This is a genomic window from Paraburkholderia sp. CI2, assembly GCF_014201055.1.
Taxonomy (GTDB): Bacteria; Pseudomonadota; Gammaproteobacteria; order Burkholderiales; family Burkholderiaceae; genus Paraburkholderia; species Paraburkholderia tuberum.
Genome location: NZ_JACHDL010000003.1, coordinates 313,117 through 337,414, shown reverse-complemented (window position 1 = coordinate 337,414; position 24,298 = coordinate 313,117). Strand labels below are relative to the sequence as shown.

The 24,298-nt window shown below is 61.1% G+C and carries 20 protein-coding genes; 8 read left to right on the top strand and 12 right to left on the bottom strand.

Features of this window, described 5'->3' with window-relative positions:
* Positions 1 to 439 precede the first annotated feature (439 nt).
* Complete coding sequence (locus tag HDG32_RS07130) at positions 440 to 1,747, top strand: O-antigen ligase (RefSeq protein ID WP_184064871.1); 1,308 nt, start codon at positions 440 to 442, stop codon at positions 1,745 to 1,747.
* Here the strand turns inward: HDG32_RS07130 and HDG32_RS07125 are convergent.
* The 6 genes from HDG32_RS07125 to HDG32_RS07100 all read right to left on the bottom strand — a co-directional run bounded on the left by HDG32_RS07125 (position 1,723) and on the right by HDG32_RS07100 (position 10,351).
* Entirely contained in the window at positions 1,723 to 2,913 is a 1,191-nt protein-coding gene (locus HDG32_RS07125; protein WP_184064868.1) for a glycosyltransferase family 4 protein, read from the bottom strand. The two genes, HDG32_RS07130 and HDG32_RS07125, sit on opposite strands and share 25 nt — an antisense overlap.
* Before the next feature lie 51 nt (positions 2,914 to 2,964).
* Positions 2,965 to 4,281, bottom strand: coding sequence for a lipopolysaccharide biosynthesis protein (locus HDG32_RS07120; RefSeq protein WP_184064864.1), 1,317 nt, complete (start codon positions 4,279 to 4,281; stop codon positions 2,965 to 2,967).
* A gap of 16 nt (positions 4,282 to 4,297) precedes the next feature.
* The gene (locus tag HDG32_RS07115) at positions 4,298 to 5,308 is read right to left on the bottom strand and encodes a glycosyltransferase family 2 protein (RefSeq protein WP_184064861.1); all 1,011 of its coding nucleotides are present in this window, start codon (positions 5,306 to 5,308) and stop codon (positions 4,298 to 4,300) included.
* 69 nt (positions 5,309 to 5,377) lie between these two features.
* On the bottom strand, positions 5,378 to 6,835 hold the full coding sequence (locus HDG32_RS07110; RefSeq protein WP_184064858.1) for a hypothetical protein: 1,458 nt from the start codon (positions 6,833 to 6,835) through the stop codon (positions 5,378 to 5,380).
* Positions 6,836 to 6,853: 18 nt separating this feature from the next.
* Positions 6,854 to 7,969 carry a glycosyltransferase family 1 protein gene (locus HDG32_RS07105; RefSeq protein WP_184064855.1) on the bottom strand — a complete coding sequence of 372 codons (1,116 nt, stop codon included), beginning with the start codon at positions 7,967 to 7,969 and terminating at the stop codon, positions 6,854 to 6,856.
* 60 nt (positions 7,970 to 8,029) lie between these two features.
* The gene (locus tag HDG32_RS07100) at positions 8,030 to 10,351 is read right to left on the bottom strand and encodes a polysaccharide biosynthesis tyrosine autokinase (protein WP_184064852.1); all 2,322 of its coding nucleotides are present in this window, start codon (positions 10,349 to 10,351) and stop codon (positions 8,030 to 8,032) included.
* An 808-nt stretch (positions 10,352 to 11,159) separates the two neighbouring features.
* On the opposite strand from HDG32_RS07100, the gene HDG32_RS07095 reads away from it, so the two are divergent.
* The gene (locus HDG32_RS07095; RefSeq protein WP_184064849.1) at positions 11,160 to 12,092 is read left to right on the top strand and encodes a GlxA family transcriptional regulator; all 933 of its coding nucleotides are present in this window, start codon (positions 11,160 to 11,162) and stop codon (positions 12,090 to 12,092) included.
* A 58-nt stretch (positions 12,093 to 12,150) separates the two neighbouring features.
* On the top strand, positions 12,151 to 13,167 hold the full coding sequence (locus HDG32_RS07090) for an ATP-grasp fold amidoligase family protein (protein ID WP_184064846.1): 1,017 nt from the start codon (positions 12,151 to 12,153) through the stop codon (positions 13,165 to 13,167).
* A 152-nt stretch (positions 13,168 to 13,319) separates the two neighbouring features.
* Here the strand turns inward: HDG32_RS07090 and HDG32_RS07085 are convergent, their stop codons facing one another.
* The 4 genes from HDG32_RS07085 to HDG32_RS07070 all read right to left on the bottom strand — a co-directional run bounded on the left by HDG32_RS07085 (position 13,320) and on the right by HDG32_RS07070 (position 17,183).
* On the bottom strand, positions 13,320 to 14,027 hold the full coding sequence (locus tag HDG32_RS07085) for a substrate-binding domain-containing protein (protein ID WP_184064843.1): 708 nt from the start codon (positions 14,025 to 14,027) through the stop codon (positions 13,320 to 13,322).
* A gap of 14 nt (positions 14,028 to 14,041) precedes the next feature.
* Positions 14,042 to 14,725 (bottom strand): 4-carboxy-4-hydroxy-2-oxoadipate aldolase/oxaloacetate decarboxylase, encoded by a 684-nt coding sequence (gene ligK / locus HDG32_RS07080; RefSeq protein WP_184064840.1) that lies wholly within the window; start codon positions 14,723 to 14,725, stop codon positions 14,042 to 14,044.
* A gap of 2 nt (positions 14,726 to 14,727) precedes the next feature.
* Entirely contained in the window at positions 14,728 to 15,753 is a 1,026-nt protein-coding gene (locus HDG32_RS07075) for an amidohydrolase family protein (protein ID WP_184064837.1), read from the bottom strand.
* Between the two features lie 71 nt (positions 15,754 to 15,824).
* Positions 15,825 to 17,183 carry an MFS transporter gene (locus HDG32_RS07070; protein ID WP_184064834.1) on the bottom strand — a complete coding sequence of 453 codons (1,359 nt, stop codon included), beginning with the start codon at positions 17,181 to 17,183 and terminating at the stop codon, positions 15,825 to 15,827.
* An 887-nt stretch (positions 17,184 to 18,070) separates the two neighbouring features.
* On the opposite strand from HDG32_RS07070, the gene HDG32_RS07065 reads away from it, so the two are divergent.
* From HDG32_RS07065 to HDG32_RS07055, 3 genes are all read left to right on the top strand, one after another.
* Complete coding sequence (locus HDG32_RS07065; protein ID WP_184064831.1) at positions 18,071 to 18,592, top strand: cytochrome b/b6 domain-containing protein; 522 nt, start codon at positions 18,071 to 18,073, stop codon at positions 18,590 to 18,592.
* A 20-nt stretch (positions 18,593 to 18,612) separates the two neighbouring features.
* The gene (locus tag HDG32_RS07060) at positions 18,613 to 19,407 is read left to right on the top strand and encodes a molybdopterin-dependent oxidoreductase (protein WP_184064828.1); all 795 of its coding nucleotides are present in this window, start codon (positions 18,613 to 18,615) and stop codon (positions 19,405 to 19,407) included.
* A 218-nt stretch (positions 19,408 to 19,625) separates the two neighbouring features.
* Positions 19,626 to 20,027 carry a DUF3597 domain-containing protein gene (locus HDG32_RS07055; RefSeq protein ID WP_090809158.1) on the top strand — a complete coding sequence of 134 codons (402 nt, stop codon included), beginning with the start codon at positions 19,626 to 19,628 and terminating at the stop codon, positions 20,025 to 20,027.
* A 264-nt stretch (positions 20,028 to 20,291) separates the two neighbouring features.
* Here the strand turns inward: HDG32_RS07055 and HDG32_RS07050 are convergent, their stop codons facing one another.
* Positions 20,292 to 20,564, bottom strand: coding sequence for a hypothetical protein (locus HDG32_RS07050; protein WP_013091148.1), 273 nt, complete (start codon positions 20,562 to 20,564; stop codon positions 20,292 to 20,294).
* A gap of 329 nt (positions 20,565 to 20,893) precedes the next feature.
* Positions 20,894 to 22,594, bottom strand: coding sequence for a Na/Pi cotransporter family protein (locus HDG32_RS07045; RefSeq protein WP_184064825.1), 1,701 nt, complete (start codon positions 22,592 to 22,594; stop codon positions 20,894 to 20,896).
* A gap of 377 nt (positions 22,595 to 22,971) precedes the next feature.
* Between HDG32_RS07045 and HDG32_RS07040 the strand changes: the two genes are divergently transcribed.
* Positions 22,972 to 23,712: a 3-ketoacyl-ACP reductase gene (locus HDG32_RS07040; RefSeq protein ID WP_090809155.1), complete on the top strand. Its 741-nt coding sequence runs from the start codon at positions 22,972 to 22,974 to the stop codon at positions 23,710 to 23,712.
* Positions 23,713 to 23,885: 173 nt separating this feature from the next.
* Positions 23,886 to 24,290, top strand: a complete 405-nt coding sequence (locus tag HDG32_RS07035; protein ID WP_184064822.1) for a Fis family transcriptional regulator — start codon at positions 23,886 to 23,888, stop codon at positions 24,288 to 24,290.
* Positions 24,291 to 24,298 lie beyond the last annotated feature (8 nt).

Here is a 24,298-nt window from a genome sequence, read left to right as displayed (position 1 = left end):
AGTACGGAAACTGACTGGCCGAATCGCAATGGTCTGCTCGACAACGACGACCGGAAAACGATTGAAACGAAAGATCGAATGCGGCAAACGACCTGCATCGGATCTAGTCGACATCGTGCCCCGATGAATTCATCATAGTTAGACCGCATTGCGACGCAGCCCATCTGGCGCGAAGCGCGGAAGTTTTGGCGGTGCTCGCGGACTTGATTTAACAAGCTTGCGAACGAGCTTGCACTTCTATTGCAGGGCGCGCGATTGGAAATAAGCAGCGACACGTGCTACCGTTTGATGAACGTCCTGTGGCATTCATGTCGAAGATAAACAGCGGTGTGATCCCCGCGCGGCCCACACTGTGAGTTTTCCGCTGTTCCAATCTCGCCATCATCCAGCGCATGGGCACAACCCCAACCGGCGCGCCATTCGTTTTTCTGGAGTTGCAATGGCCTATATTTCGCTGCTCGCACTTTTCCTGACGGTCACGAATTTCGTGCCCATCAGTGCGATCGGCTTTGTCCCGTTGCTATTGCTGGCATGGCGCTTTTACGGCCGCAGTTATCCCGCGTTCATCGCGCCGCTTACCGCTTTCGCGGTGCTCGCGACCGTCTCGACGCTGCTCTATGATCCGCAGTCGTTCCTCGACTTCGACTTTTATCGGCGCGACGGCAATTTTTTCATTTCCTATGCGCCCATTTTTGCCGGTTTCGTGTATGCGCACCGCTGGGATCTGCACAAGGTACTGCGTGCGCTGTTCATTTTCGCGGTCGTCATCAATCTGCCGATGTACGTCTACTACATCGCCACGAACGGGCTGTTCAGCATCTTCGTTAATCCGGCCGACAGTTTCGGCAGCTACTTCATTGCGCGCAACGCAGCCGGCGGCTTCCTGGCGATGCTGTTCTGTCTCGGCATAGCGTGCTACCTGCAAAAACGCAGCAAGCTGCTGATCGCGCTGCTCGCCTGCAATGTGCTGATGCTGTTTTCGACCTACAGCCGTGGCTCGCTGCTTGGCGCGGCGGCCGTTCTGCCCTATCTGTACTTTGGCCGCAAGCGCTGGATTCTCGGCACGCTGATAGCCGTGCTGCTGCTAGCCTCGGTCGCCGTCGCGATCTACCATACCCAGCCGAACGTCGACTACATGGGCTATACGTTCGCGATTCACGCCAATGACGCCAAGGTCAACAACCTCGACATTCGCTACGAGTGGTTGTGGCCGCGAGCGCTCGCGTATTTCGTGCAAAGCCCGCTCGTCGGTCTCGGCTTCGGCTCCTTCGACGACCACATCGGCAGCCTCACCTCGTACTTCCATCTGTTCGCGGTGCCGTCCGACATAGTGATCGAGCACAGCGACTCGCACGCTCACAACTCGTACCTGAATATCCTCGCCGAGCTCGGCGTAGTGGGCTTGACGCTGATCCTCGCGTTCTTCTGGAGACTGATCGAGTGGAGTAGGCAGGGGGCGGCGTATGCCGCGTTGGTCGAGGGCGGCCGCCAGTTCGCGGCGTTCCGCTTCGTCGAAATTTCGTCGGTTTGCCTGCTGGTGATGTCGGCAACCGAGCATCGGCTCGTTTCGCCGTCGAATGTATTGATTCTTTCTCTGGTGATCTCGCTGCTGCTAGCCGCGCGTCCGCTGGCGGCCACCGCATTCAGCCCCGGCCCGCGCGGAGCGCGCAAGGCGGGCAACGTGGGCACGCGAGCTGCACAGCCCGTGCCCCAGCGCCCGACTCAGGGCGTAACGTCGGCAAGATGACGTTCTTCGGCCGGCAGCGACTGACTCGGCGCATAGGGAAGAAACTGTTCGACGCACGCATACGGGAGCCGCGCGTCGACGAAGCCCATCAGGGCCTTCTTGAAGTTTTCCGACGAAAACCGCTCGGCATTCTTGCGGCACACGCGTGCGTCGAATAGGGCTGCGTTGCTCTCGAACCGGGTAACGGCTTCGAGCAACGACGCGGTGCTTTGCTCACCGAAGAAAACCCCGGTGGGTCGCTCGAGCGGCAATCCCACCACCGATTCAAGCGCGCCACCGCGGCCGAAGGCGATCACCGGCGTGCCGCATGCCTGCGCTTCGACCACCGAAATGCCGAAGTCTTCTTCCGCCGCGAACACGAACGCGCGCGCGCGCCGCAAATGATCGACCAGCACATCGGACGGCTGATGCCCGAGAATCTGGACGTTGTCGCCGGCCACCGCTTTGATCTTCTTCATCTCGGGACCGTCGCCGATCACGACCAGCTTGCGTTCAGGCGTTTGCGAAAAGGCCTGAACGATCAGATCGATACGCTTATAAGGCACCATCCGCGACGCCGTCACGTAGAAATCCTCTTTCTCCGTACCAATAGGCATGTTCACCAGATCGACCGGCGGATAGATCACGGTCGCTTCGCGCTGATAGGCCTTTCTGATACGCCGCGCAATGAACTGAGAATTCGCGACGAGATGATCGACGCCGTTCGCGGAGCGCGAATCCCAGCCTCGAATGTAATGAAGCAGCACGCGCGCCAACGCGGAGCGCAGCCCTGTGTCGAGATGGGATTCACGCAGGTACTGATGTTGCAGATCCCACGCATAGCGGATCGGCGAATGAATGTAGCTGATATGCATCTGGTTCGGCCCGGTCAACACGCCTTTCGCGACCGCGTGCGAGCTCGAAATGACGAGATCGTAGCCTGACAGATCCACCTGCTCGATCGCAATCGGCATCAACGGTAGATAGGCGCGGTATCGTCTTCGCGCAAACGGCATCTTCTGGATGAATGACGTGTTGACGGACTTCCCCTTCACGCAATCGCGGTCTTCGAGAAAATCGACAATCGAAAAGACATCCGCATCCGGGAAGCACTCGATGATGTTCTTCAATACTTTCTCGGCGCCGCCGGACACTACGAGCCAATCGTGAACAATAGCGACTTTCACTTCGACCTCCTGTGACAATCCACCCAAACTCCCACACACCCACGCGCCACTTCAATCGTCCTTTGCGCCGCCCGCCTGCGTACTAAGTCCGCACACCACCCGCACCCGCTCGAGCGCGCGCTCGGCGCCGGGCAACAGCCCGACCAGCTCGAGGCGAATCAACACGCTGAGCAGCGTCACCGACAGCGCCGCTTCGCCGATCACCCGAGCAGAGGCCATGCCAATCGCGCCGAAACGCGGTGCGAGAACGAGCGCCGCTGCGAGATTGACCAGCGCCGAGGCGACGCCGGCCATCGCGAGCACCCGGTCTCTCCTGCGTGGCACGAATACATAGAGCGCGACGAACTCGTTGAAAGCCGCGAACGGGAACATCCATGCAAACACCTGCAACACGTGCACGCTCGGCTCGAACGCGGCGCCGAGAATCAGCGGCAACACGAAAGGCGACAGCGTCAACGCGCCGCACAGCACGAGCACGCCATAGCCGAGCAGCAAGATGGCGCCGCGCCGCGTCGTGACATGCGCGCCCGCCTTGTCGCCCTGCGCGAGTTGCCGGGTTATCGTCGGAATAAAGACTTGCGCCGCGGGGGCCATCAGGCTGAGTCCGATCGTCGCGAAACGCTCGGCCGCGCCGAAATAGCCGACCTCCGCCGGCGTCGAGAACAAGGTTAGCAAATACGTCGACGATGCCGTCAGCACGACGGAGCCGGACGAATAGCAGAACAGCATCGTCGACCGGCGCACGAGCGGCAGGACGCCGGCAAACGCCAGACGCGGCCAGCCGAGTTGCCACGTCGTCAAACCGTAGGCAATGATCAAGGACGCGATACCCGCAATCAGCAGACTCGCCAACACCCATACGGCATCGTTCGGTCCTTTGACGAGAGTCAGCACCAGCACGAGACTCAGCGCGAAGCCGAACACTTCGATCATGATCGGCGTTCGAATGTGTTGCCGCCCCTGAAACAGCCAGCCGAGATTGCATGCCGACACGATACCTAGCAAGGTCGCGAGCAGGCCGATCAGCGGCCGCTCCGACAGTAACGGTGAACAGAACGTCGCAATGATGCCGATGCCCGCGCCGATCACGGCGAGTGTCAGCCGCGCGCTGACATGCAGCGAATAGATCGCATTGCATTCCTGGGTCGACTGCGCTTTCGCCACCTCGCGCATGCCGACAAAGGTAAAGCCGAAGCCGACGAGCATCCATATCACGTTCATCAGCGACATCGACGCGAGTACCCGGCCGTATTCGGCCACGCCGAGCACCCGGCCATAGAACGGCACGACGATCAGGAGGTACACGTACCTCATGAAATAACCGGCGTAAACAAATACGATCAGGTTGGCGCTCGTTCGTCTATCCATGCCGTCCTCCTTCGCCTCAGCGTCCTGCGACGCGACGGCGCGCGAGCGGGTTCGCGATATAACGCACCGCGAAATCCGACAGCGGCGAATAAGGCACGAGACACAGGCTCGACAGTACGAGCGTGCCGAGCTTCTTCTTCAGGCTCCAGAACGGATTTGCAATGATCGTGTGCAGATAGTTACGCGAATCGAGGATCATCCAATGCCAACGCCGGAACAGGGTCGCGCGATAAACGGAAGAGCAGAATGTCGCTTTCTCGTGTGAGAAGTCGAGAAATGTTGCCGGTAGTTCTATGTCGAGCCGATCTTTGGCGATATTGCGCAGAATGGCCCAGCGCATGTTGAACGCGCGCGGTGCTTTCGTCAGTTGTTCCGAGTTCGCGAACGACACCGTATCACTGCCCGCGTTATGCACCCGGTAGCCGCCTAGCGACTTCGACACGGTAGCGATCGGTCCGGCCAGCGCGACGCCATAGATCGCATAAAAGTCCGCGCCATAGCGATTCACGCCCTCTTCGGGAACCGGGAAGATCTGCTTGAGCGCGCTCACCCGGTAAGCATTGCCAGACGCGGGCGGGGACGGATAGAGCCACCCGCCGCGCAGCAGCCTGCCGCAGTCGTGTGGCGGCTCGCTATTCGGCACGTAGGCACCCGTCAATGCGCCTTCGTTGTCCATCACGTCGAGCCGGAATTGCACCTTGGCCCACTCGCCGCCCTCGAAAAAGCGCATGACTTCGGTAACCGCGGATGGGTACAGCACGTCATCGGAATCGAGAAGGATCACGTACTCCGTGGTGAGCGACGCGATTGCATGGTTGTAGGCGGATACTTGCCCGCCGTTTTTCTTGCACAACGTCAGTACGCGATCGCCATAGCTTTCGATGATCGCGCGCGAACCGTCGGTCGAGCCATCGTCGACGACCATGACGGTGGTCGCCGGATAATCCTGCGCGAGCGCCGAGTCGATCGCCGCGGCCAGATAGTGCTCGTAGTTGTAATTGCAAATCGCAATGGTGACCTGCTTCATGATGTGTCAACGCTATCCGTCAGGTTCGATCCGCCGGCTCCCGGCGGTCGTCATGCTCGCGAAATATCGCTATGCCACTGCCTGCGTCACACGACGCACCACGAGATAAGCCAGATGTTTGGGTGGATTATTGCCAGCGCCGTTCACCTGGTCGGGTACCTTGAATCGCACGTTCATCAAATCGTTGTCCCAACTCAGTGCAACCTTGTCCGGTGCGCTCGCCTCGCCGCTCAGCGCATCGATGAAATCGACCTGCACCGCGTGCGAGCGCAGCGGCTGCAGCCCGCCGATGGAAATGTTCTGCCAGCCCGCGCTGCTGCTCACCTGCATCACGAGGTCGTTGCCGGAAAGCAAGGCATTGGCAGCAACACCCGGACCGCATTGCAGCGGCTTCGAAAAATTCGCCAGATGCCCACCCGCTGTTTGATGCAACACGACCAAGCTTCGACCGGAAACGTTGTAGGTTCGTTCAGGCGGACCGGGATGCGTGAGACGAAAAGGTTCATAGCCGTCCCAGTGATAGATCATCGACAGGTACTTGTTCGGTTCGTCCCAATTCCTGCCGAGCGCCCACACCGCGAAGTCGAAGAAATAACGCGGCAAATAGTGCGGGTCTTTCATGTACTCGTTGCCGATCTCCGTTTGCCAGATGCCACGCGCGGGACCGTTCTTCACATATCGCTGGTACAGCGATTCCATATCGGCAACCGGCAAGTAGTGCGTGTCGATGTAGTCGACCCAATCGAGCATGCGCTCTTTCAAGACCGGACTGCGATATTCGAGCCAGCGGTGGAAGTTATCGAGGCCGCCCTGGTCCGGCCAGCCGCCATACACCACATACGCGCGATAACTGCGAATGATGCGGGCCGCCGGAATATGAATCCGCTCCACGTAATCCTGCATCGCGCGCTCATACGGTTTCGAGCGTCTTTCGTCCTTGCTGAACTCCGGGCCGTGCCAGAACACGGACTGCGGCAAGCCGCCGGACAACCTGCCGGCCGCCTCGTTCCAGATCTGGAAATAGCGCAGGTTATAAGGCGGCGCCGAATACTTGCGCACCACCGCGTCGACATACTGCTTCCACGCATCCACGTCGACGGGTGCCGAATTGCTGTCGCCGGGCACGGTCGCATTCCATCTCGGCGTATAGCCGAGCATCAACAGCGAACCGATTCCATTGCGTTCGTTTCGCAACAGTGCCGACGGCAGATCGATATCGAACGCCGAGCTCGTTTTGTCGATGCGCATCGCCTCGCCGGGCCGATCAGGTTGACCAGGGCCGACCGTGTCACGGCCCCAGCTAATGCCCATCGCTCGCCACATCTCGATGTCCGCGGCCGATCCGGCCCAGCCGTTCGTGCCGATCAGATCGGTCATCATGCGGGCGCGCGCGTTCGCGGGCGCCGGGTCCGGTACCAATGCGAGAGCGGGCCGGAGACTCGATAACGGCGCGGCCGCACCCGCCGCCAACGCGGCGAGTGTGCGCAATGCACGTCTTCTGCCAGCACGGGTCTTCATGCGATCCATGTTCGTGCCCACCCATCGCTAGCTCGCGGACGCGCGCGGCGTCAGTTCGGGCAGCCGCTCGCCAGTCTTGACATCGAGGATTTCGAGCACCGTTTGCGCCGCGCGCTCCCAGCGAAACTCGCGCGCATGCAGCAGCCCCGCGCTGCGATAACGTTGGCGAAGATCGGCGTCGCTCATCATCTGCGCGATCTTGGCGGCGATGTCGTCCGCGGAGGTCGCGTCGCAGTACATTGCGGCATCGCCGCATGCTTCCGGTATCGACGTGCGCGCCGACGCGATCACCGGACAGCCGCAATACATCGCTTCCAGAGGCGGCAGGCCGAAACCTTCGTACAGCGACGGAAACACGAGGCAGCCAGCGCTCTCGTACAGTGCCTTCAGCTCCGCGTCCGACACGAAACCTGCCCACACGACCTGCCGCGAATGCACAGGATGCTCGACGCCTGCACCGCTGAAGATGCGCGGATACTGTTTTCCCACGATGACGAATTTGACGTCGCGCAGATGCCCGAGCCGCACGATCGCATCGAGCACGCCGCGCAGATTCTTGCGCGGATCGAGACTGCCGACGATCACGCAATAGGCGTCCTTGTTCAATTCGAGCCGTTGCAGCACCGATGGGTCGGCAACGATCCGGTCGAAATGATCCGCGCCGGGCGCCACCACTTTCACGCGCGATTCGTCGATTTTCAGGTGATGGCAGATACGCATTTTCGAAAACGTCGAGACCGTCAGAACGATCGGATGGGTGCGCGGCAAGAGCGCGAAACAGATGCGATACCAGAGCCGGAATTTCCTCGAAAAGCCTTGCGGCATGTCAAGGACGGCCATGTCGTGAACCATCACGACCTGACTGTGCTTGAACAGCGGGTTCGTATTGCACAGACTCAGCAGCGTGATGCCGCGTGCGGCGATTGGCAGCGTGATCTGCTCCCACAGCGTGCCGCGCAGCCACGGAAAGCGCCGTTGCGGTTTGAGCAGCGCCCCCGGCTCGACGGCGTTTTGCGGCACGAACACTTCCGGTTCGTCACCGGGCGCGGCGCGCATCTGCATGGCCCGCGTCAGCTCATACGCAACGCGTTGAACCCCCGTGATGGACTGAGAAGTAAACTTTCCGTTGATTGCAAAGGCCATCTGGTTCTCCGTTTTACGCCATCGCGAACGCGCTTTTACCGCGTTGGGGTCTCCACACGCTCAGGCGCCTCGCGGCGCTTGCTGTCCGACGTCGCTTTCGCCGAAATCGCTGGCATAGTTCGTTTCGTAGCCATAGTTCTTCGTGCTTCGACGCAGCGGAATGCCGTTGAACACCGCGCCCGCGATGCGCCCTTCCGCGCGCTCCACCTTTCTGATCGTGTCGGCGATCTCCTCCTCGCTTTGCATGCCCGAGCGCAGCACGAGCAGAGATGCGCCCGCCTCGTTCGCGACGATCGAGGCGTCGGTGACCGCGAGGAAAGGCGGCGTATCGATGATCACCAGATCGAACTGGCTCGACAGCCGCTCGAGTACTTCCTTCAGGTGCGGCCTCATCAGCAGCGCGGCGGGGTTCTCCGGGCGCACGCCGCATGACAGGAACGTCAATCCGTCGATGCGGGTCGAGCGCAGCGCATTGCGGAGCGGCAGGCGTTCGGACAGTACTTCGGAAAGGCCTCCACGATTGCTCTCGTTGAATAGCGAGGCGAGATGACCGCGTCGCATGTCGGCATCGATCAGCACCACCCGTGAGCCGATTTCAGCGTGGAGGATCGCCAGATTCGCGGCGACGAAGCTCTTGCCGGCCGATGGCGTGGGCCCGATGATCATCACGATGTTGTTGCGTGCATGCGCGAGATCGCGCGTGACGGCGGTCCGTACGCTGCGCAGCGCTTCGACCGATGTGTCGTGCGGAAAGCGCGCGGCGAGAATCCTGTTCTGGACGCCGGAATCGAACTGAATCTCGTGCAGACTCTTCTGCATCGGCGGATGGGCGCGCCCGGCTGTTGCCGGCAGCGATTTGCGCCCCGCGGTCGCATCGCGGTCGAGCAGCAGTTGCTGATGGCTGAACAGAATCTCGCCAAACACCGGCACGCTCATCTGGCGCTCGACGTAGCGCGGGTCGGTCACGCCGATCATCACGTGGCGGCGCATGAAGACCAACACGACGCCGGACACGATACCGAGCACCAATCCGCCGCCGAGCACGAGAATCGGCTGTGGCATGACCGGCATATGCGGTCTGATCGCGCGATCGAGAATATGCGCGCCGCCCGTCGTGCTGGCGCGGCGCACCTGCAATTGCTCGGCCTTCTGCACCATGCCGAGATACACCGTTTCCGCGACCTTCTGCGCGCGGATCAGATCGACGCTCGCGCGTTCCGACGCGGGCATGCCGTTGAAATGGTCGGAGAATTTCGCTTTCGCATCTTTCAATTGCGCCAGTTGCTCGTCGACGTTCTGCACCCAGCGGCTCTGTTCCGTATAGCGCTCGAGCATTTGCGTGCGCTGCAATTGCAGCGCCGCGATCTGCTTGTCGAGATCGAGGCCGCCCTGCAAATAGGCTTGCGCCTCGTTGGTCGGCTGCATCGATCGCGAGCTCGAACGGAAGTTCTTCAGCGCTTCCTCGGCTTTTCGCAGATCGCCGAGTAGACGCGGGAGTTCGCCGTTAATGAACGCGAGCGTCTGCGTGTCGTTCGCTTGCCGGCTCGCCACCGCGGATGCGAGGTATTGCTCTCCCAATGCATTGGCGACGGCCGCGGCTTTGTCCGGACTCTTGTCGCGGTACTGGATTTGCATCAGCCCGGAGTCTTTCACCTTGTCGCCAATCTTGACGAGACTGGTGAAGCGCTTGATGGCATCGAGCTCATTCCAGCGGATCACCTCGAACTTCGTGCCCGGCCGCGCAGCGAGTTCCTTCACGAGCATCGACACGCCGTTCTGCTTGAGCGGCATGCCGACCGTGCCACTCGCCAGCAACTCGCCGGACGGGCCGTGCAATTCGAACGCGCCATTGTCGAGCGCGGTCAAGGTCAGCTTCTCTTCCTCGAGTTCGCGCGGCACGTCGAGCGCGGCGATCTGCACACGCTCGCCGCCCCATGCAAACGATTTCAGCCCGAGCCACGGCGCCGCGGGCTGTCCCGGTGTAGCGAATTTTTCGGCGATGTCGCCGAGAACCGGAAGCTTGTGCGGCTTCACCGAAATGTCGAAACGGAACTGGTCCATCACCGGCTGCAAAACTGCACGGCTTTCCATGACCGCCATTTCGGTTACCGACGACGGCGTCGGTGGCGGCAACAGTTCCTGGTTCTGCAACGCGAGTCCGAGGGCATTTGGCTCGGGTGGGTCCACGCGAATGATTACGTCAGCGGAATAGATAGGCGTGGCAATCAGAAGATACGCGACCGCGAACGTGAGGACGACGACCGTCGTCACCACGATCTCCCAGATGTGGTCGCGCATTAGCGTGAGCATCGCGCGGGCACTGAGTTGTCTACGCTCGGTATCAACAGCGGGATAGAGCGAGTTTTGCGGATAGTAATCCACCGGTCTGATCCTTGCAGGTTGATGAAACAAAACGATCGGCGATCGCTTTGCGTCGCCACGTCGCTATTTATGCCGCCGGCCGGATAGACCCTCGATTGGCTGGCAGCACGGCGAAGCGACGTGCTGTGTCGGGTTAGGTCGGGGAGCGTGTTCGGGACCTCTCGAACCACGGAAGGCTACACACCTATTGCTTATCCACCGCGGCATTGCCGATTGTTCTTCTCACGAATCAGCAAATGCGAAGCCCGCCATTCACGTAATCCGCGATTGACAATTTCTCTCTCGATGTTGCGCTGAAGCATAGTCCGCAAAGGATCGAGGCATTCGCCTGCGGCCCAAAGTAGGGTGCTATTGGCCGATAATGCGGAGCCTTTTACAAATGAAACAGAAGCCGGAAAGGCTTGTTGCGATCTGCAATTGCTGTAACAGAGTAATACGACAGGCATCGTACATCGCGACAGAACGCCAATTGCACGGCTCAAGTGTCAGGAATGCCCTTGTTATCCCGCAAATCGCGCCGAATCCAAGCCACTCGGCGCATTCCGCCGATGCCCCAGCATTTCGCTTGCAAGAATCGCGCTAATTGATCGGGAAAAAAATTCCGTGCAACGTTAATTAGTAGCACGCATTTCTGCGAATAGCGAGGTAAGAATTTCTTGAATCCTGACGATTACGCCAAAACACCCACGCATGCCGGCCAAGCTCGTCTCGCCCAAATCGATGCGCTAATCTCAATGCGTAGATTTTCCTGACTGGAGAAGCTCGCGTGATGAAGCACATTGGTCTATTCGTCTTTCAGGATTGTTCGATGGCAAGTACCGGCGCGATCGGCGACGCGTTCCGGCTTGCCAATGAGTTCAAGAGAACGGCTGGCGAAGAGGCGCCATACCGGTTTACCGTGGTATCCGACGGCGGCGGTCTGGTGACCAGTTCGTCCGGCATATCGATCTGGACGCAAGGCCTCGAACGCTACTGCCTCGCTGATTTCCACGCGCTCTTCGTGGCCTGCCGCGACGTCACCGAAGTCGCGGAATCCAACGACCGCTTTCTGTCGTGGATCTCGCTGCAAGGATCGATTGCATCTTTCGGCATGCAACAGGGTGCGAATCTCGCGGTCGTCTGCAACGATCCGCTGCAATCGATCGTGCCGATTTTTCTGTTCGACGACAGCGGTGACGCCGCGCGCACGCAAAGCAATGTGACGCCGACCGATCTCGCGCTCGCGCAGATCGAACGCGACATCAATACCGACACTGCCCGCAAGATAGGCCGCATCCTGCAAACCGGCTACGCCGAGAAAAGCCGCTCCGAGTTCGACGACGTCAACATCACGACGACGACGGAGAAGATTCGCGAATCGGCGCGCTGGATCAAGGAAAACTACAGCAAGGCTATTTCGGTTGCGCAGGCGGCCGAATCGGTGGCGATGAGCAAGCGCAATTTCCAGCGCCGCTTCAAATGCGAGTTCGGCATGACGCCGCTCGAATATCTGCTGCGCACACGCTTCGAGATCGTTCGCTCGATGCTGAAGAACACCGATCTGCCGGTCGACAAGATTGCGCGCCGCTGCGGAATGGGCGACGGTAATCGGCTTGGGCGGCTATTCAAGGAGCGCTATGGCATGTCGCCGACGCAATTCCGCGCGCAACAGCATGTGGATGCGGAGGAACGCTGGCTGACGCCGGAGGAAAGCTGGAGTGCCGCGACCGAGATGTTGCGGCAAGCGCCGCTGACACTTTGATTTCAATTCCCGTTACTCCGAGGACGACTCGTCGACTCGACCGCAAAGGGATTAGAACATGACGATCATCAAATCCGCCGAACTGGCCGCGCAGGATGCGGCCGTCGCGCCGAAAAACATGGCCTCCTTACGCTCCGGCGACAGTGCTCTGGCCGCGCCCTGCGGGCAGCCGGGCTTGCACACCGGTGCGCATGCGGCGCACGGGCAATCGCCATCTACCGCGAGAAAAATCAAGGAAGCGGCGAAAACGCTATTGCCGGACGCCCTTTTCCTAAGCCTGTTACATCACAAATGCATTGGCCGCTATCCGAACCTGATTCGTCCGGTGACGTTCAATGAGAAGATCCTGCAGCGCAACCTTCATCCTGATCCGCGCTATATCGACCTGACCGACAAGCTTCTGGTGCGGGAATATATTGCCCGGAAAATCGGCGACAAGCATTTGATACCGCTGATCGCAGTGCCCGATGCATTCACGCCCAAAGTGTTCGACGCACTGCCGGATGCTTTCGTAATGAAAGCCAATCACGGCAGCAGCTACGTCGAAGTGGTGAGAAACAAATCAGAGACCTCGTTCGAGAAGCTGAAGAAGCTCGCCGACCAATGGTTGCGCACCGAATTCTATTACGTTGGGCGCGAGCGGCACTATCGGACGATCGAGCCGCGCGTTTTCTTCGAGCAGTTGCTGCTCGATCGGCGCGGCCAGATTCCGGCGGATTTCAAAATGCACTGCTTTGGCGGCCGTCCTGGCGGGCCGATCATCTATATCCTCGTGATCTCGGATCGATTCGGCAACGCGACGCACGGCGACGTGTACGACGCCGACTGGAATCACCTCGATATCGCAATCGGCGACTACAAGCGCAGCGCGTTGCCCGCTCCGCGCCCGCCGCATCTACAGGCCGTGCTCGATGTCGCGGCCCGTCTGTGCGAAGACTTCGACTATGTGCGCGTCGACCTGTATGCGCCGGACGACCTCGTTTATTTCGGCGAACTTACATTTACGCCCGGCGCGGGGGTGCTGCCCTTCACGCCGGACAGTATCGATTACGAGTGGGGCAAGCTGCTGGCTTGAATCCGCTTTCATTCGTAGCGTTTTGCCTCCTCCATCCGATCGGGCGTGCCGGTCGGCGCTTTCAGCGTTTCGACGCCGAGCATGCGCTCGCGCAAAGAGATGGAGGCGGAAAAGGCAAGGACACAAGCCTGGGCGGCGAGCGCCGCCCGCCATCAAGCCGGCGACATGCCGTTTTGCAGCTTTGCGCCGTCGGCCTCGCGCGAGGCCAGAAACGCCAGCAACGCCTGGGCTGCTTCACGCTGGCGCGCCACCGTGCAGATCGCGGCGGTGAAAGTCGTGGTGGACTGGGCGGCGGCCGGAAGCTCGCCGAGCACGTCGATGCCCGCCACGTGAATCAATTCGCTCATCTGCTGAAAGCCGAGCGCGACTTCTCCGCGCGCGACGAGCGTGCCGACCGGCACACCCGGCGGCGCCTTCACGATACGCGAAGCGATCTGCCCGGCAATGCCCCAGCGTTCGAACAGCTTCAGTAGATGCGTGCCGCTCGGCCCCGTCGAGTAACCGATGCTGCGCGCACCGAGAATCGCGTCGCGCAGCGCTGCTTCGGACGCGATGTCCGGGTGCGTTTCTCCGGCCGCGACCGCGACCGCGATGCCCGAGCGCGCGAGCCCGACGCGGCTCGCCGCCTCGACGCAACCCGTCACCACGAGCCGCTCGATCGCGTCGGCGGCAAGCACGACGATGTCGAAGACTTCGCCATCCTCGACCCGGCGCGCCGCATCGACGCCGCCGACCGATTCGATGGCGACGCCTTGCCCCGTGCGCCGCTCGTAGAACGCGACGAGTTCGGCCAGCGCCTGGCGCATGGCCATCGACGAAATGCCGGTGATCGGCGCGCGCGTGGCTGGATCGTTGATCATTGCGACCACGCCTGTCAGTCCTTGTAGCGCAGTCCGGCCTGCTCGAGCGGCCCGCGCATGTTGTACATGTCGAGACCGAGCACCCCAGCGGCGAGTTTCGCGCGCTTCCCGGCTTCATTGGCCTCGCGCGCCGCAGCCTTGTCGAGCACGGCTTGCGCGGCGGCCGCCGGCACCACGACCACGCCGTCCTCATCGGCAACGACGACGTCGCCCGGTGTGACCAACGCACCCGCGCACACGACCGGAATGTTCACCGAGCCGAGCGTCGCCTTGACCGTGCCTTTCGCGGAAATCGCCTTGCTCCAGACCGGGAAGTTCATTTCGGTCAGTACGCTGACGTCGCGCACGCCGGCGTCGATGATCAACGCATGCGCGCCGCGCGCCTTGAAGCTCGTGGCCAGCAGATCGCCGAAGTAACCGTCTGTGCTCTGTGCGGTGACGCCCGCGACGACGACGTCGCCCGGCCGGATCTGTTCGGCCGCGACGTGCAGCATCCAGTTATCGCCCGGTTGCAGCAGCACCGTGACGGCCGTGCCGCTCGCGCGCGCGCCGGTATAGATCGGGCGCATATACGGTTGGAGCAGGCCCGTGCGGCCCATCGTTTCATGCACGGTGGCCGAACCGAGCGCGCCGAGTTTCGCTGCCACCTCCGCATCCGCGCGCTGGATATTGCGATAGACGACTCCGATTTCATCCATGATCACAGCCCCTTCGTTTTCAGCAAGGCGTCGAGACGCGGATAGACGCGCCGCGCGTTACCTTCGTAGATCTTGTAGCGCTGCTCCGGATTCATATCCGCGGCTTCGACGTAGCGCTTCGTGTCGTCGAAATAGTGACCGGTTTGCGGATCGACGCCGCGCACCGCGCCGATCATTTCGCTCGCGAACAGGATGTTGTCCACGGGAATCACGCGCGTGAGCAGGTCGATACCCGGCTGATGATAGACACAGGTGTCGAAGAACACGTTGTTCAGCAGATGGTCTTTCAGCAAGGGCTTTTTCAGTTCCTGCGCGAGGCCGCGGAAACGACCCCAGTGATACGGCACCGCACCGCCGCCGTGCGGAATCACGAAACGCAGCGTCGGGAAATCGCGAAACAGGTCCGAGGTCAGGCATTGCATGAACGCGGTGGTATCCGCATTCAGGTAGTGCGACCCGGTGGTGTGGAAGCACGCGTTGCAACTCGTGCTCACGTGAATCATCGCGGGAATGTCGTACTCGACCATCTTCTCGTAGATCGGATACCAGGAACGGTCCGACAACGGCGGGCTGGTCCAGTGGCCGCCCGACGGATCGGGATTCAGGTTGATCGCGACATTGCCGTACTGCTCGACGCATTTGACGAGCTCAGGAATACAGGTGGCCGGATCGACACCCGGACTTTGCGGCAGCATCGCGGCCGGCACGAAGTTCTCGGCAAACAGCCGGCTCACGCGATAGCACAGTTCGTTGCAGATCGCGGCCCACGTGCTCGAGATTTCGAAGTCGCCGATGTGGTGCGCCATGAAGCTCGCGCGCGGACTGAAGATCGTCAGATCGAGGCCGCGCTCGCGCATCAGTTTCAACTGGTTGTTTTCGATCGACTCGCGCAGCTCGTCGTCGCTGATCTGCAATTCCGACCCCTTCGGCATCCCGGAAGGACTGTTGATGCCTGCGATCTGGCGGTTACGCCACGTCTCCAACGCTTTCGGCGCGGTGGTGTAGTGTCCGTGAATGTCGATGATCACCGTGATTCCTCAGTAGATGAATTTATCCAGCGGCGCCCGCGAAACGCACGCGCGCCGCGTTGCCTCACGCCTCAATGCGCGATATTCGGCTGCGCCACCGTTTCGGCGCCGCCCACACGCTGGCTCACCAGGATGGCGATAGCGGCGAGTGCGGCGGGGATCGCGAGCATCGCCAGGATCGCGCCGAACTGCCAGCCGAAGCCGAGCAGCGCGCCGCCGATCGCCGAGCCGAAGATACTGCCGAAGCGGCCCATGCCGAGCATCCAGCTCACACCAGTCGCACGCGCAACGGTCGGGTAGCGGCCGGGTGCAAATGCGTTCAGACCGGTTTGCGCGCCGCTCATGCAGAAGCCCGCGGCAAACACCAGCAATGCAAGCGACGAAGACAGCGCGCCGATGTAGCCGAGCCCGAGCACGCACAGTGCGCCGCCGATATAGGCGGCGCTGATGACCGGCGCCGGACGCGCCTTGTCCATGAGCCAGCCGACGAGGATCGCGCCGATCGTGCCGCCGATCTGGAACATCGCCGTGACGTTGGCCGCGGTCGTGACCGACAGACCCGCATCCTTCATCAGCGTCGGCAGCCAGCCGGTCAGCAGATAGATGACGAGCAGGCCCATGAAATACGTGACCCACAGCGCGATCGTCATCGAGCCATAGCCTTGCGAGAACAGCACGCCGATCGGCTTGCGCGTCGGCAGCGGCGGTTCGTTCGACACGAACACTTCATTGCCCGCGAAGTGCACGCCGCACACACGACCAAGCACCTTGCCGATACGCTGCGCGGGCGCGCCGCGCACCGCGAGCAGACGGGCCGACTCAGGCAGCAGCCAGATCTGGAACGGGATCAGCACGAGCGGCAGTGCGCCGCCGAAAATCAGCACCGCGCGCCAGCCGTGAACCGGAATCAGCCAGCCGGCCGCGAAGCCGATCAATGCCGAGCCGAGATTGAAGCCCGTGAACATCACGGTGATCAGCAGCGCGCGCTTGCGTTGCGGTGCGTACTCGGACAGCAGCGTCGTCGAGTTCGGCATCGCGGCGCCGAGACCGACACCGCTGAGCAGACGCAATGCTGCCATCGAAAACGGCGATTGCGCGAACGCAGTCGCGATCGTGAACAGGCCGAACAGAAACACCGACGTAATCAGCACCCACTTGCGGCCGATGCGGTCCGATGCCGGACCCGCGAACAATGCGCCAATCACGAGACCGAGCGGCGCCGCACTCATCACGAGTCCGAATTCGGGGCGCGAAATCGCCCAGTCATGAATGATGGAAGGCGCGACGAAGCCGATGATCGCGACGTCCATGCCGTCGGCGGTCACGATCAGAAAACACAGCACGACCAATAACCACTGGTAGGGCGAAATCGACCGTTCGTCGATGAACTTCTTGATATCAATCCTGTTGCCGCTGGTAGTACTCGTCATCAAAACTCTCCTGTCTCCTTCATTGGTCTCATCGCGCGCTCGAAGCGGGTAGCTTCGCAAAGTACGTCGACTCGGTAACCATCGTGGCGATGGGCCCCTACACGGCTTACTCAAATAACTGGCGTGAAGGTACGTTTCGTCCTTCGCGGGCCAAAGCGCGGGTTAACCATCGGGTCGATGCGAGTATCCGCATTCTCAGCGTTCCGCATAGCATCGGCGAAGCCCGTCCGATTCGCGCAAAGCCCCGCTGGACAAGCGTTCAAACCAGAGTCGCGGCCCTTCGAAGCGGGCTTTTCGAACGCCTGCCGGTGCACACCCTGATAAACAGAACAGATGAAGCGGGAATGAACTCGCATAGAACGGCAGTGAGACGCCCCGCTTTTCCGATCAACATGGATGCGCCGCGCTGGTAGCGGATTTGCCCCGCGCAAAAAGAGCACAAAAAGAAAAAAGCGGCATGACCGTGCTATGGCCATTCCGCTTCGGGCTGAGCCGGCCTCGCGAGACCGGCTGGTACTCAATTACCGTTGTGCGCTACCCGGCTCAGAGGGCTGCGACACCCCTTCCGCGCTGCAACCTTCGAGCCAGCGTCAGTCCGTAGTCAGGAATGTCGTATGCTGCGTTTCCCATGCGGCGGGACGGCCTGCCTGCGCGATGTGCATCGTCATTGAAAGTCGACAGCAAGAACGAAAAGATTTCAGACACGACGGAATAACCGTCGATCGATCGCGTTACCGCTTCGGGCGCAATGCCAGTCTGACGCTCGCAGCGTAACTCGTCGCCCGATCCTGCTTGCGCCCCCGTACCGGCGCCGACGGCATCCCGTTGACGGCTCCCGCGGCACCGGAATGATTGTCAACGAGCATGGAGTGGTCTCGAGGCACAACATGGTTCAACCCGGTTGGGTGCGAATTACGCACTGGATCAATGCTGTCGCGGTCGTGCTGATGGTAATGAGCGGCTGGCAGATCTACGACGCGTCGCCGATCTTTCCCGCAATTGAGTTTCCACCTTCGATCACGCTTGGCGGCTGGCTCGCCGGAGCGCTGCAATGGCATTTCGCAGTGATGTGGCTGCTGGTCGCGAATTTCATCGTCTATCTGGCGCTGAATCTGGCGACCGGACGCTTTCGACGCAAGCTGCTGCCTGTCCGGCCGAAACAGTTGGTCGCCGATCTGCTCGCTGCGCTGAGCGGGCGCCTGAAACACGACGACCTCGCGCACTACAACTCGGTGCAAAAGCTCGCCTATCTCGTCGTGATCGCCGACATCCTGCTGATCGTGTTGTCCGGGCTCGCCATTTGGAAGTCGGTGCAGTTCCCGCTGCTGCGCACGCTGATGGGCGGATATGACAACGCGCGCGTGGTGCACTTCATGTGTATGAGCGTCCTGGTCGCTCGCTGCTGTTGATGCTACGCGGACGGTAAATCATGACGATCCGAAAACGAACCGCGCAACAAGGCACCTTCCTCGCGACGCATGGCGAATCGATCATTCGCGATGCTCAGCGCGAACTCAAATCGCCTGCGCGCCGGCTGTTCGGCCGGCGGCTGCTGACGTTAGGCGGCATCGCGCTGCTGTCCGGTTGCGATCTGACCGACGACAAGGCGGTGAATACCGCGCTGCGCCGCATCTCGTTCTTCAACGACGACGTGCAGGCACTGCTGTTCGATCCGAACAAGCTGGCGCCCACGTATCCGGCATCGATGATCACGCGGCCGTTTCCGTTCAATGCGTTCTATGGCGTCGACGAGGTGCCCGAGATCGATGCCGCGACCTACCGTCTGCAGGTCAGCGGCCTCGCGCACGGCAAGCGTACGTGGGCGCTCGACGAACTGCGCGCGCTGCCGCAGGAAAGCCAGATCACGCGTCTTATCTGTGTCGAAGGATGGAGCGCGATCGGTCGCTGGGGCGGCGTGCGCTTTTCCGAATTCCTGCGCCGCGCGGGCGCGGACACGCGTGCAAAGTACGTGTCGCTTCATTGCGCGGACTACAACTACTGGACGAGCATCGACATGCCGACGGCGCTCCACCCGCAGACGCTGCTCACGCTGACTTACGACGGTGACGTGCTGCCGCCGAAGTATGGTTTCCCGATGAGGCTGCGTGTGCCGACCAAGCTCGGCTTCAAGAATCCCAAGCATGTCGTCGCTATCGAAATCACGAACCAGTATCCGGGCGGCTATTGGGAGAACCAGGGCTACAACTGGTTCAGCGGCTCGTGACGCAATGATGTTTTTCTCCTTCCATCAACCACGCACAGCGTCATGTTGACGTGACGCTGGCTAAGTCGTGCAGGATCATTGCGCGCGGACCCATACGAGCAGTCGATGGGTTGACAAAATATTACGTTTTTCACCGTGGTAGATCGCGTAGCATACTGGGGGTATGTCCTGCGAGCGCCCCCACTCGCATTCGTCATTCAACCGCGGAGATTTCGGAAATGAGTATTTTTGGTGACATCGTGCACAAGCTGTTCGGCAAAGCGAAGCCGGACCAACCTCCTCCCGCGACGGAACCCACCCCCGACCCGGCCGCCGCGCAAGCCGCGACGCCCAGCGCTCCCGCCGCGCCCGCGCCGCTGACCGACGTCGACGTGGCCGCCGTGATGGATCAACTCGTCAGCGAAAGCGGACAGACGTTGAACTGGCGTACGTCGATTGTCGACACGATGAAGGCACTCGGCGTCGACAGCAGTCTCGAACACCGCAAGCAACTTGCGCAGGAATTGAAGTACAGCGGGGACATGAACGACTCCGCGAGCATGAACATCTGGCTGCACAAGCAGGTGATGCAGGCGCTCGCGGCAAACGGCGGCAAGCTGCCGCCCGATCTGGCAAGTTAAGCAGGACGAAGCAGGCGTTTCGCAGTAAGCGAAGCGCAGTGGAAGTCGCGCAGTAAAAATCACGCAGTAACAATCAAACACTCACTCCAGGTTGCCCGGTCGAAACACGAAACCGGGCAACCGGAAACTTCTCCGCTCGGCAATCAATGCTCGCACAATCGACTGTCGAGAGCGCGCACTGCACGCGCCCGCGACAGCACGATTGCCATCAGCCCACGTATCGAAACGCGGGTGACGGAACACATTGCGATGGAATAGACGCGGCTATTGCGCCGCGGTGAGCTTGAGTCCCGGCCGCAACGGCTGGGGAGGCTCCAGAGGAGCCTTGCGTTCGTCCGATACCTGTTCGATTCCCTTTCTCGTGACTTCTTCGAGGAAGGTCAGGCGAGCCCGATAGTAATCGGCACGCAGCTGTGCGTCGAGCACGAGCTGTTCGGCCTGAAACAGTTCCATGCGCAAGTTGTTCAGCGCGCGTTCGGCCTGTTTCTCGGGAGTAGGAGCATGTTGTGAAGCCCAGTTAGCAAGCCACCTTATCATGGTGAAGCCCTCCTTGAGTTCAATGCTCTGCTGCGACAAAGGCTATCAAAATATGGATGCGGCGTGTGTTAAATCGCTTCAGGCGTTGCTTATTGTGCGAGCTACCGTGGGTCGTCGCACGATCGACTTCACCGCCGCGCCTTGACTACTGATACCACAACACGCGCGAGGCGAAAAAAGCCCGCACAGCAAAGGCGGGCAATCCCACTCTCTTTGAAAGCGTGTCACGAGGATGACACGCCACAAGTTTAGAGCTCGTGCAACCCCAACGTCCGTGTGCTGGCGATCACTTTGCGCGAATATATCGATCTCCAATCATGCGTCGCGCGTTATTGCAGCTCTTGAAGCGCTGCCACATTTTTCGCAATGGCCCGCGCGAACTGCGCGATCTGCCGGCCCTGCTCGATCAGATCCATGGCGATCCGGAACGTGACCACGTCCGCCTTGTCCGCCAGCTGAAGCTTCGCGAGCACGACCTGACGCGCGGTCGCGGCAAGCTTGTCGATGCCGGCCTTCGCGTCGACGACCTTCGCGACCTCTTCCGGATCGCGCGTCTCGATCGTGCGGATCGCCTGCTCGAGATTGCGGATCACCGCCTCGGTAAACTGCGTGGTCGCCGCATCGCGCAGACGCAGCAGATCGATCTGCTGCGTCATTCGTTGTTGTCCGACCGTCATCAGCGTCATGCCGACAATGCCGCTGATGCTCTCCAGATGACTCGTGACCTGCGTGTAGCCGACCACCTGCTGACCTTCTTCCTCCGAGTGCTGCCGCTGCGACAGGCGGCCGATATATTGAAGAATCTCGAAGGCCAGCCGGTCGCTTTCCTTGTCCTGATCGAGCATCTGATTGATCTCTTCCATCGTGCCGGTCGACACCATTTGCGAGCCGCGTTGCACAACGTCGAGCACCTGCGCACCGAGCCGGGTCAGCTCGATACGCACGCGTTGCAGTGCAAGCGCCGGCACCGCCAGCGACGTCTCGTCGAGATACTGCGGATCACCCGCGGGTTTGGCGGCCTTCGCGCGCTTCGGCACGACCAGTTGCGCGAGCCGCGCGATCGGACCGGCAAACCAGATCAGCAGCAGCGTGTTCGCCACGCTGAACAGCGTATGCACATTGGCTACCTGACGCGGCGCCTCGGCCGCGAGGCGTGCAAGCCCTTGCAGTTCCGGATGCGACGGCGATATCCAGCGCACGACCTCCGCCATCTGCGGAATCAGGAAGAGCGCAATCACGACGCCGAGCACATTGAAGATCAGATGCACGACGCCGACCTGCAACGCTTCCGGTGGCTTGCCGATCGAGGCGAGCAGTGCCGTGCCGCAGGTGCCGACATTCGCGCCGAGAATCAGCGTGATGGCGGCTTCGAGCGGCATCAAGCCCTGGCCGCTCAACGCAATCACGACCGCGAGCGTCGCCGCCGAGCTTTGCACAACCGCGGTGAAGACTGCCCCCACGATGACGCCGACGAGCGGATTGCGCATGTCCTGCATCGCGTCGATGAACGGCTGATAGGTGCGCAGCGGATGCGTGGACTCGCCCATCAGCTGGATGCCCATGAACAGCAGTCCTAGCCCCATTACGACGCGTCCGATCTGCCGCAGCAGCTCGCGCGGGGCAAACGCGTGCAGCACGAAGCCGATCGACAGCATGTACGGCGTCAGACGCGAAACGTCGAAGGCGATGATCTGCGCGGTGACGGTCGAGCCGATGTTCGCGCCCATGATCATCGGCACCGCCTGGGTCAACGTCATCAGGCCGGCGGACACGAAACCGACCAGCAGCACCGTCGTGATGGTCGACGAATTCAGCAGCGCGGTCACGACGGCGCCCGCCACCACGCCGCGAAACCGGCTTGCGGTCAGCACGCCGATCAGCGACTGCAGTTTCGATCCCGCGATCGCCTTCAGGCCGCCGGTCAAGAACTCCAGACCGAGAAGAAACAGCGCGAGGCCGCCAATCAACAGCCCGAAGATCCCAAGGAAGTTCAACCTGTCGGGATCGATGTCAGCAAGATAATCAGTCATCCTGATGTGCCTCTGATGATCACACGAATAGACGCGGGAGCGAGGGACGGCTTCGCGCCCCGCATCGACGACCGTGCAGGCAGTCTGCCGCACGGTGTCCGGGGCAGGTACTTAAGGCTAACGCTAAGGGTAAGAGGAAGACGGCGCGCAGGCAAGGACGGGAGGGCGGCCGGCAGTCTCGAGCGACCCCGGAGTTCGCAAAGCATGCAACCCGCAATCGACGTAATTCATTGCCCCGTCAAGCAACGATTCCACGCCTGATTTGGCAGTTAACCCGTAGGTGAAAATGCCCATCGTCCCAGGCATTGGCCGCTGCCAATAATAGGTCCATCCTCCAATCAAACGTGCTCAACTCACCCAAACAAGAAGGAGGACTTATGGCAAACCGTGTTGCATACGTAACCGGCGGCATGGGCGGTATCGGAACCGCCATTTGCCAGCGCTTGCACAAAGAGAACTACACCGTCATCGCGGGCTGCGGCCCGAACTCGGCGCGCAAAGCCCGATGGCTGGAAGATCAGAAAGCGCTCGGCTATAACTTCGTCGCATCGGAAGGCAACGTCGCGGATTGGGAGTCCACCGCGAAAGCGTTCGAGAAGGTCAGGAAAGAAGTCGGTGAAGTCGACGTGCTCGTCAACAACGCGGGCATCACGCGCGACGGCATGTTCCGCAAGATGACGTTCGAAGACTGGGAAGCGGTGATCGACACCAATCTCACGAGCCTGTTCAACGTGACCAAACAGGTCATCGAGGGCATGGTCGGCCGAGGCTTTGGGCGCATCATCAACATCTCGTCGGTCAACGGCCAGAAAGGCCAGTTCGGGCAAACCAACTACTCCACGGCCAAGGCCGGCATTCATGGCTTTACGATGTCACTCGCGCAGGAAGTGGCGACCAAGGGCGTGACGGTCAACACCGTGTCGCCGGGCTACATCGGCACCGACATGGTCAAGGCCATCCGTCCGGAAGTACTGGAAAAAATCGTCGCGACAATTCCGGTACGGCGTCTCGGCACGCCGGAAGAGATTGCGTCGATCGTCGCGTGGATCGCGTCGGATCAAGCGGGCTTTGCGACCGGGGCGGATTTCTCGCTGAACGGCGGTCTGCATATGGGCTAGCGGGAACGGCGCCGCGTCGCGCGCGGCGCAGCCGTTTTCCGTTATGGACGTTGTCAGGTTCCGTGATGGTGTAGCGGCCGGCGCGAGCCGGCCGCCTCAGTGAGCTTATGACCAGAAAAGCGAGCCCTGCTCGCGCTGCACCCGCGAAGTCGCCGCGCACGCACCCGAAGGCTATGCTGCGCCCGATCGTACCTGCCAAAGCAGGCGAAATTTCGCTCGACTATCACATGACGCTCGAGGCATTACGCAGCGGCGCCGCCAACCAATATCACGTCGGCAGCATGGCACAGGCCATTTACATGGCGATGCTGCTGAATCAGCGCGGCTATGGTTCGGCCGTACCCGAGCTGTTTCGCGACGCGGAGGGCGCGATTCTGCGCTGCCGGCAGGCGGGACTCGAAACGGGCCTCTGCGTGGTCGATCACGACGCCTACGCGCTACTCGGTCAGGTTCTCACGCTCTTCGATCAGCAACTCGCGGCGGCGCCAGTACGGGAGTTGATCGCGGTCAATGCGAAGCTGAAGACGCTGTTCAGCGCCGCCAATGGCCACTGCGACGGCAACGAGAACACCGCATGACGAGGCGC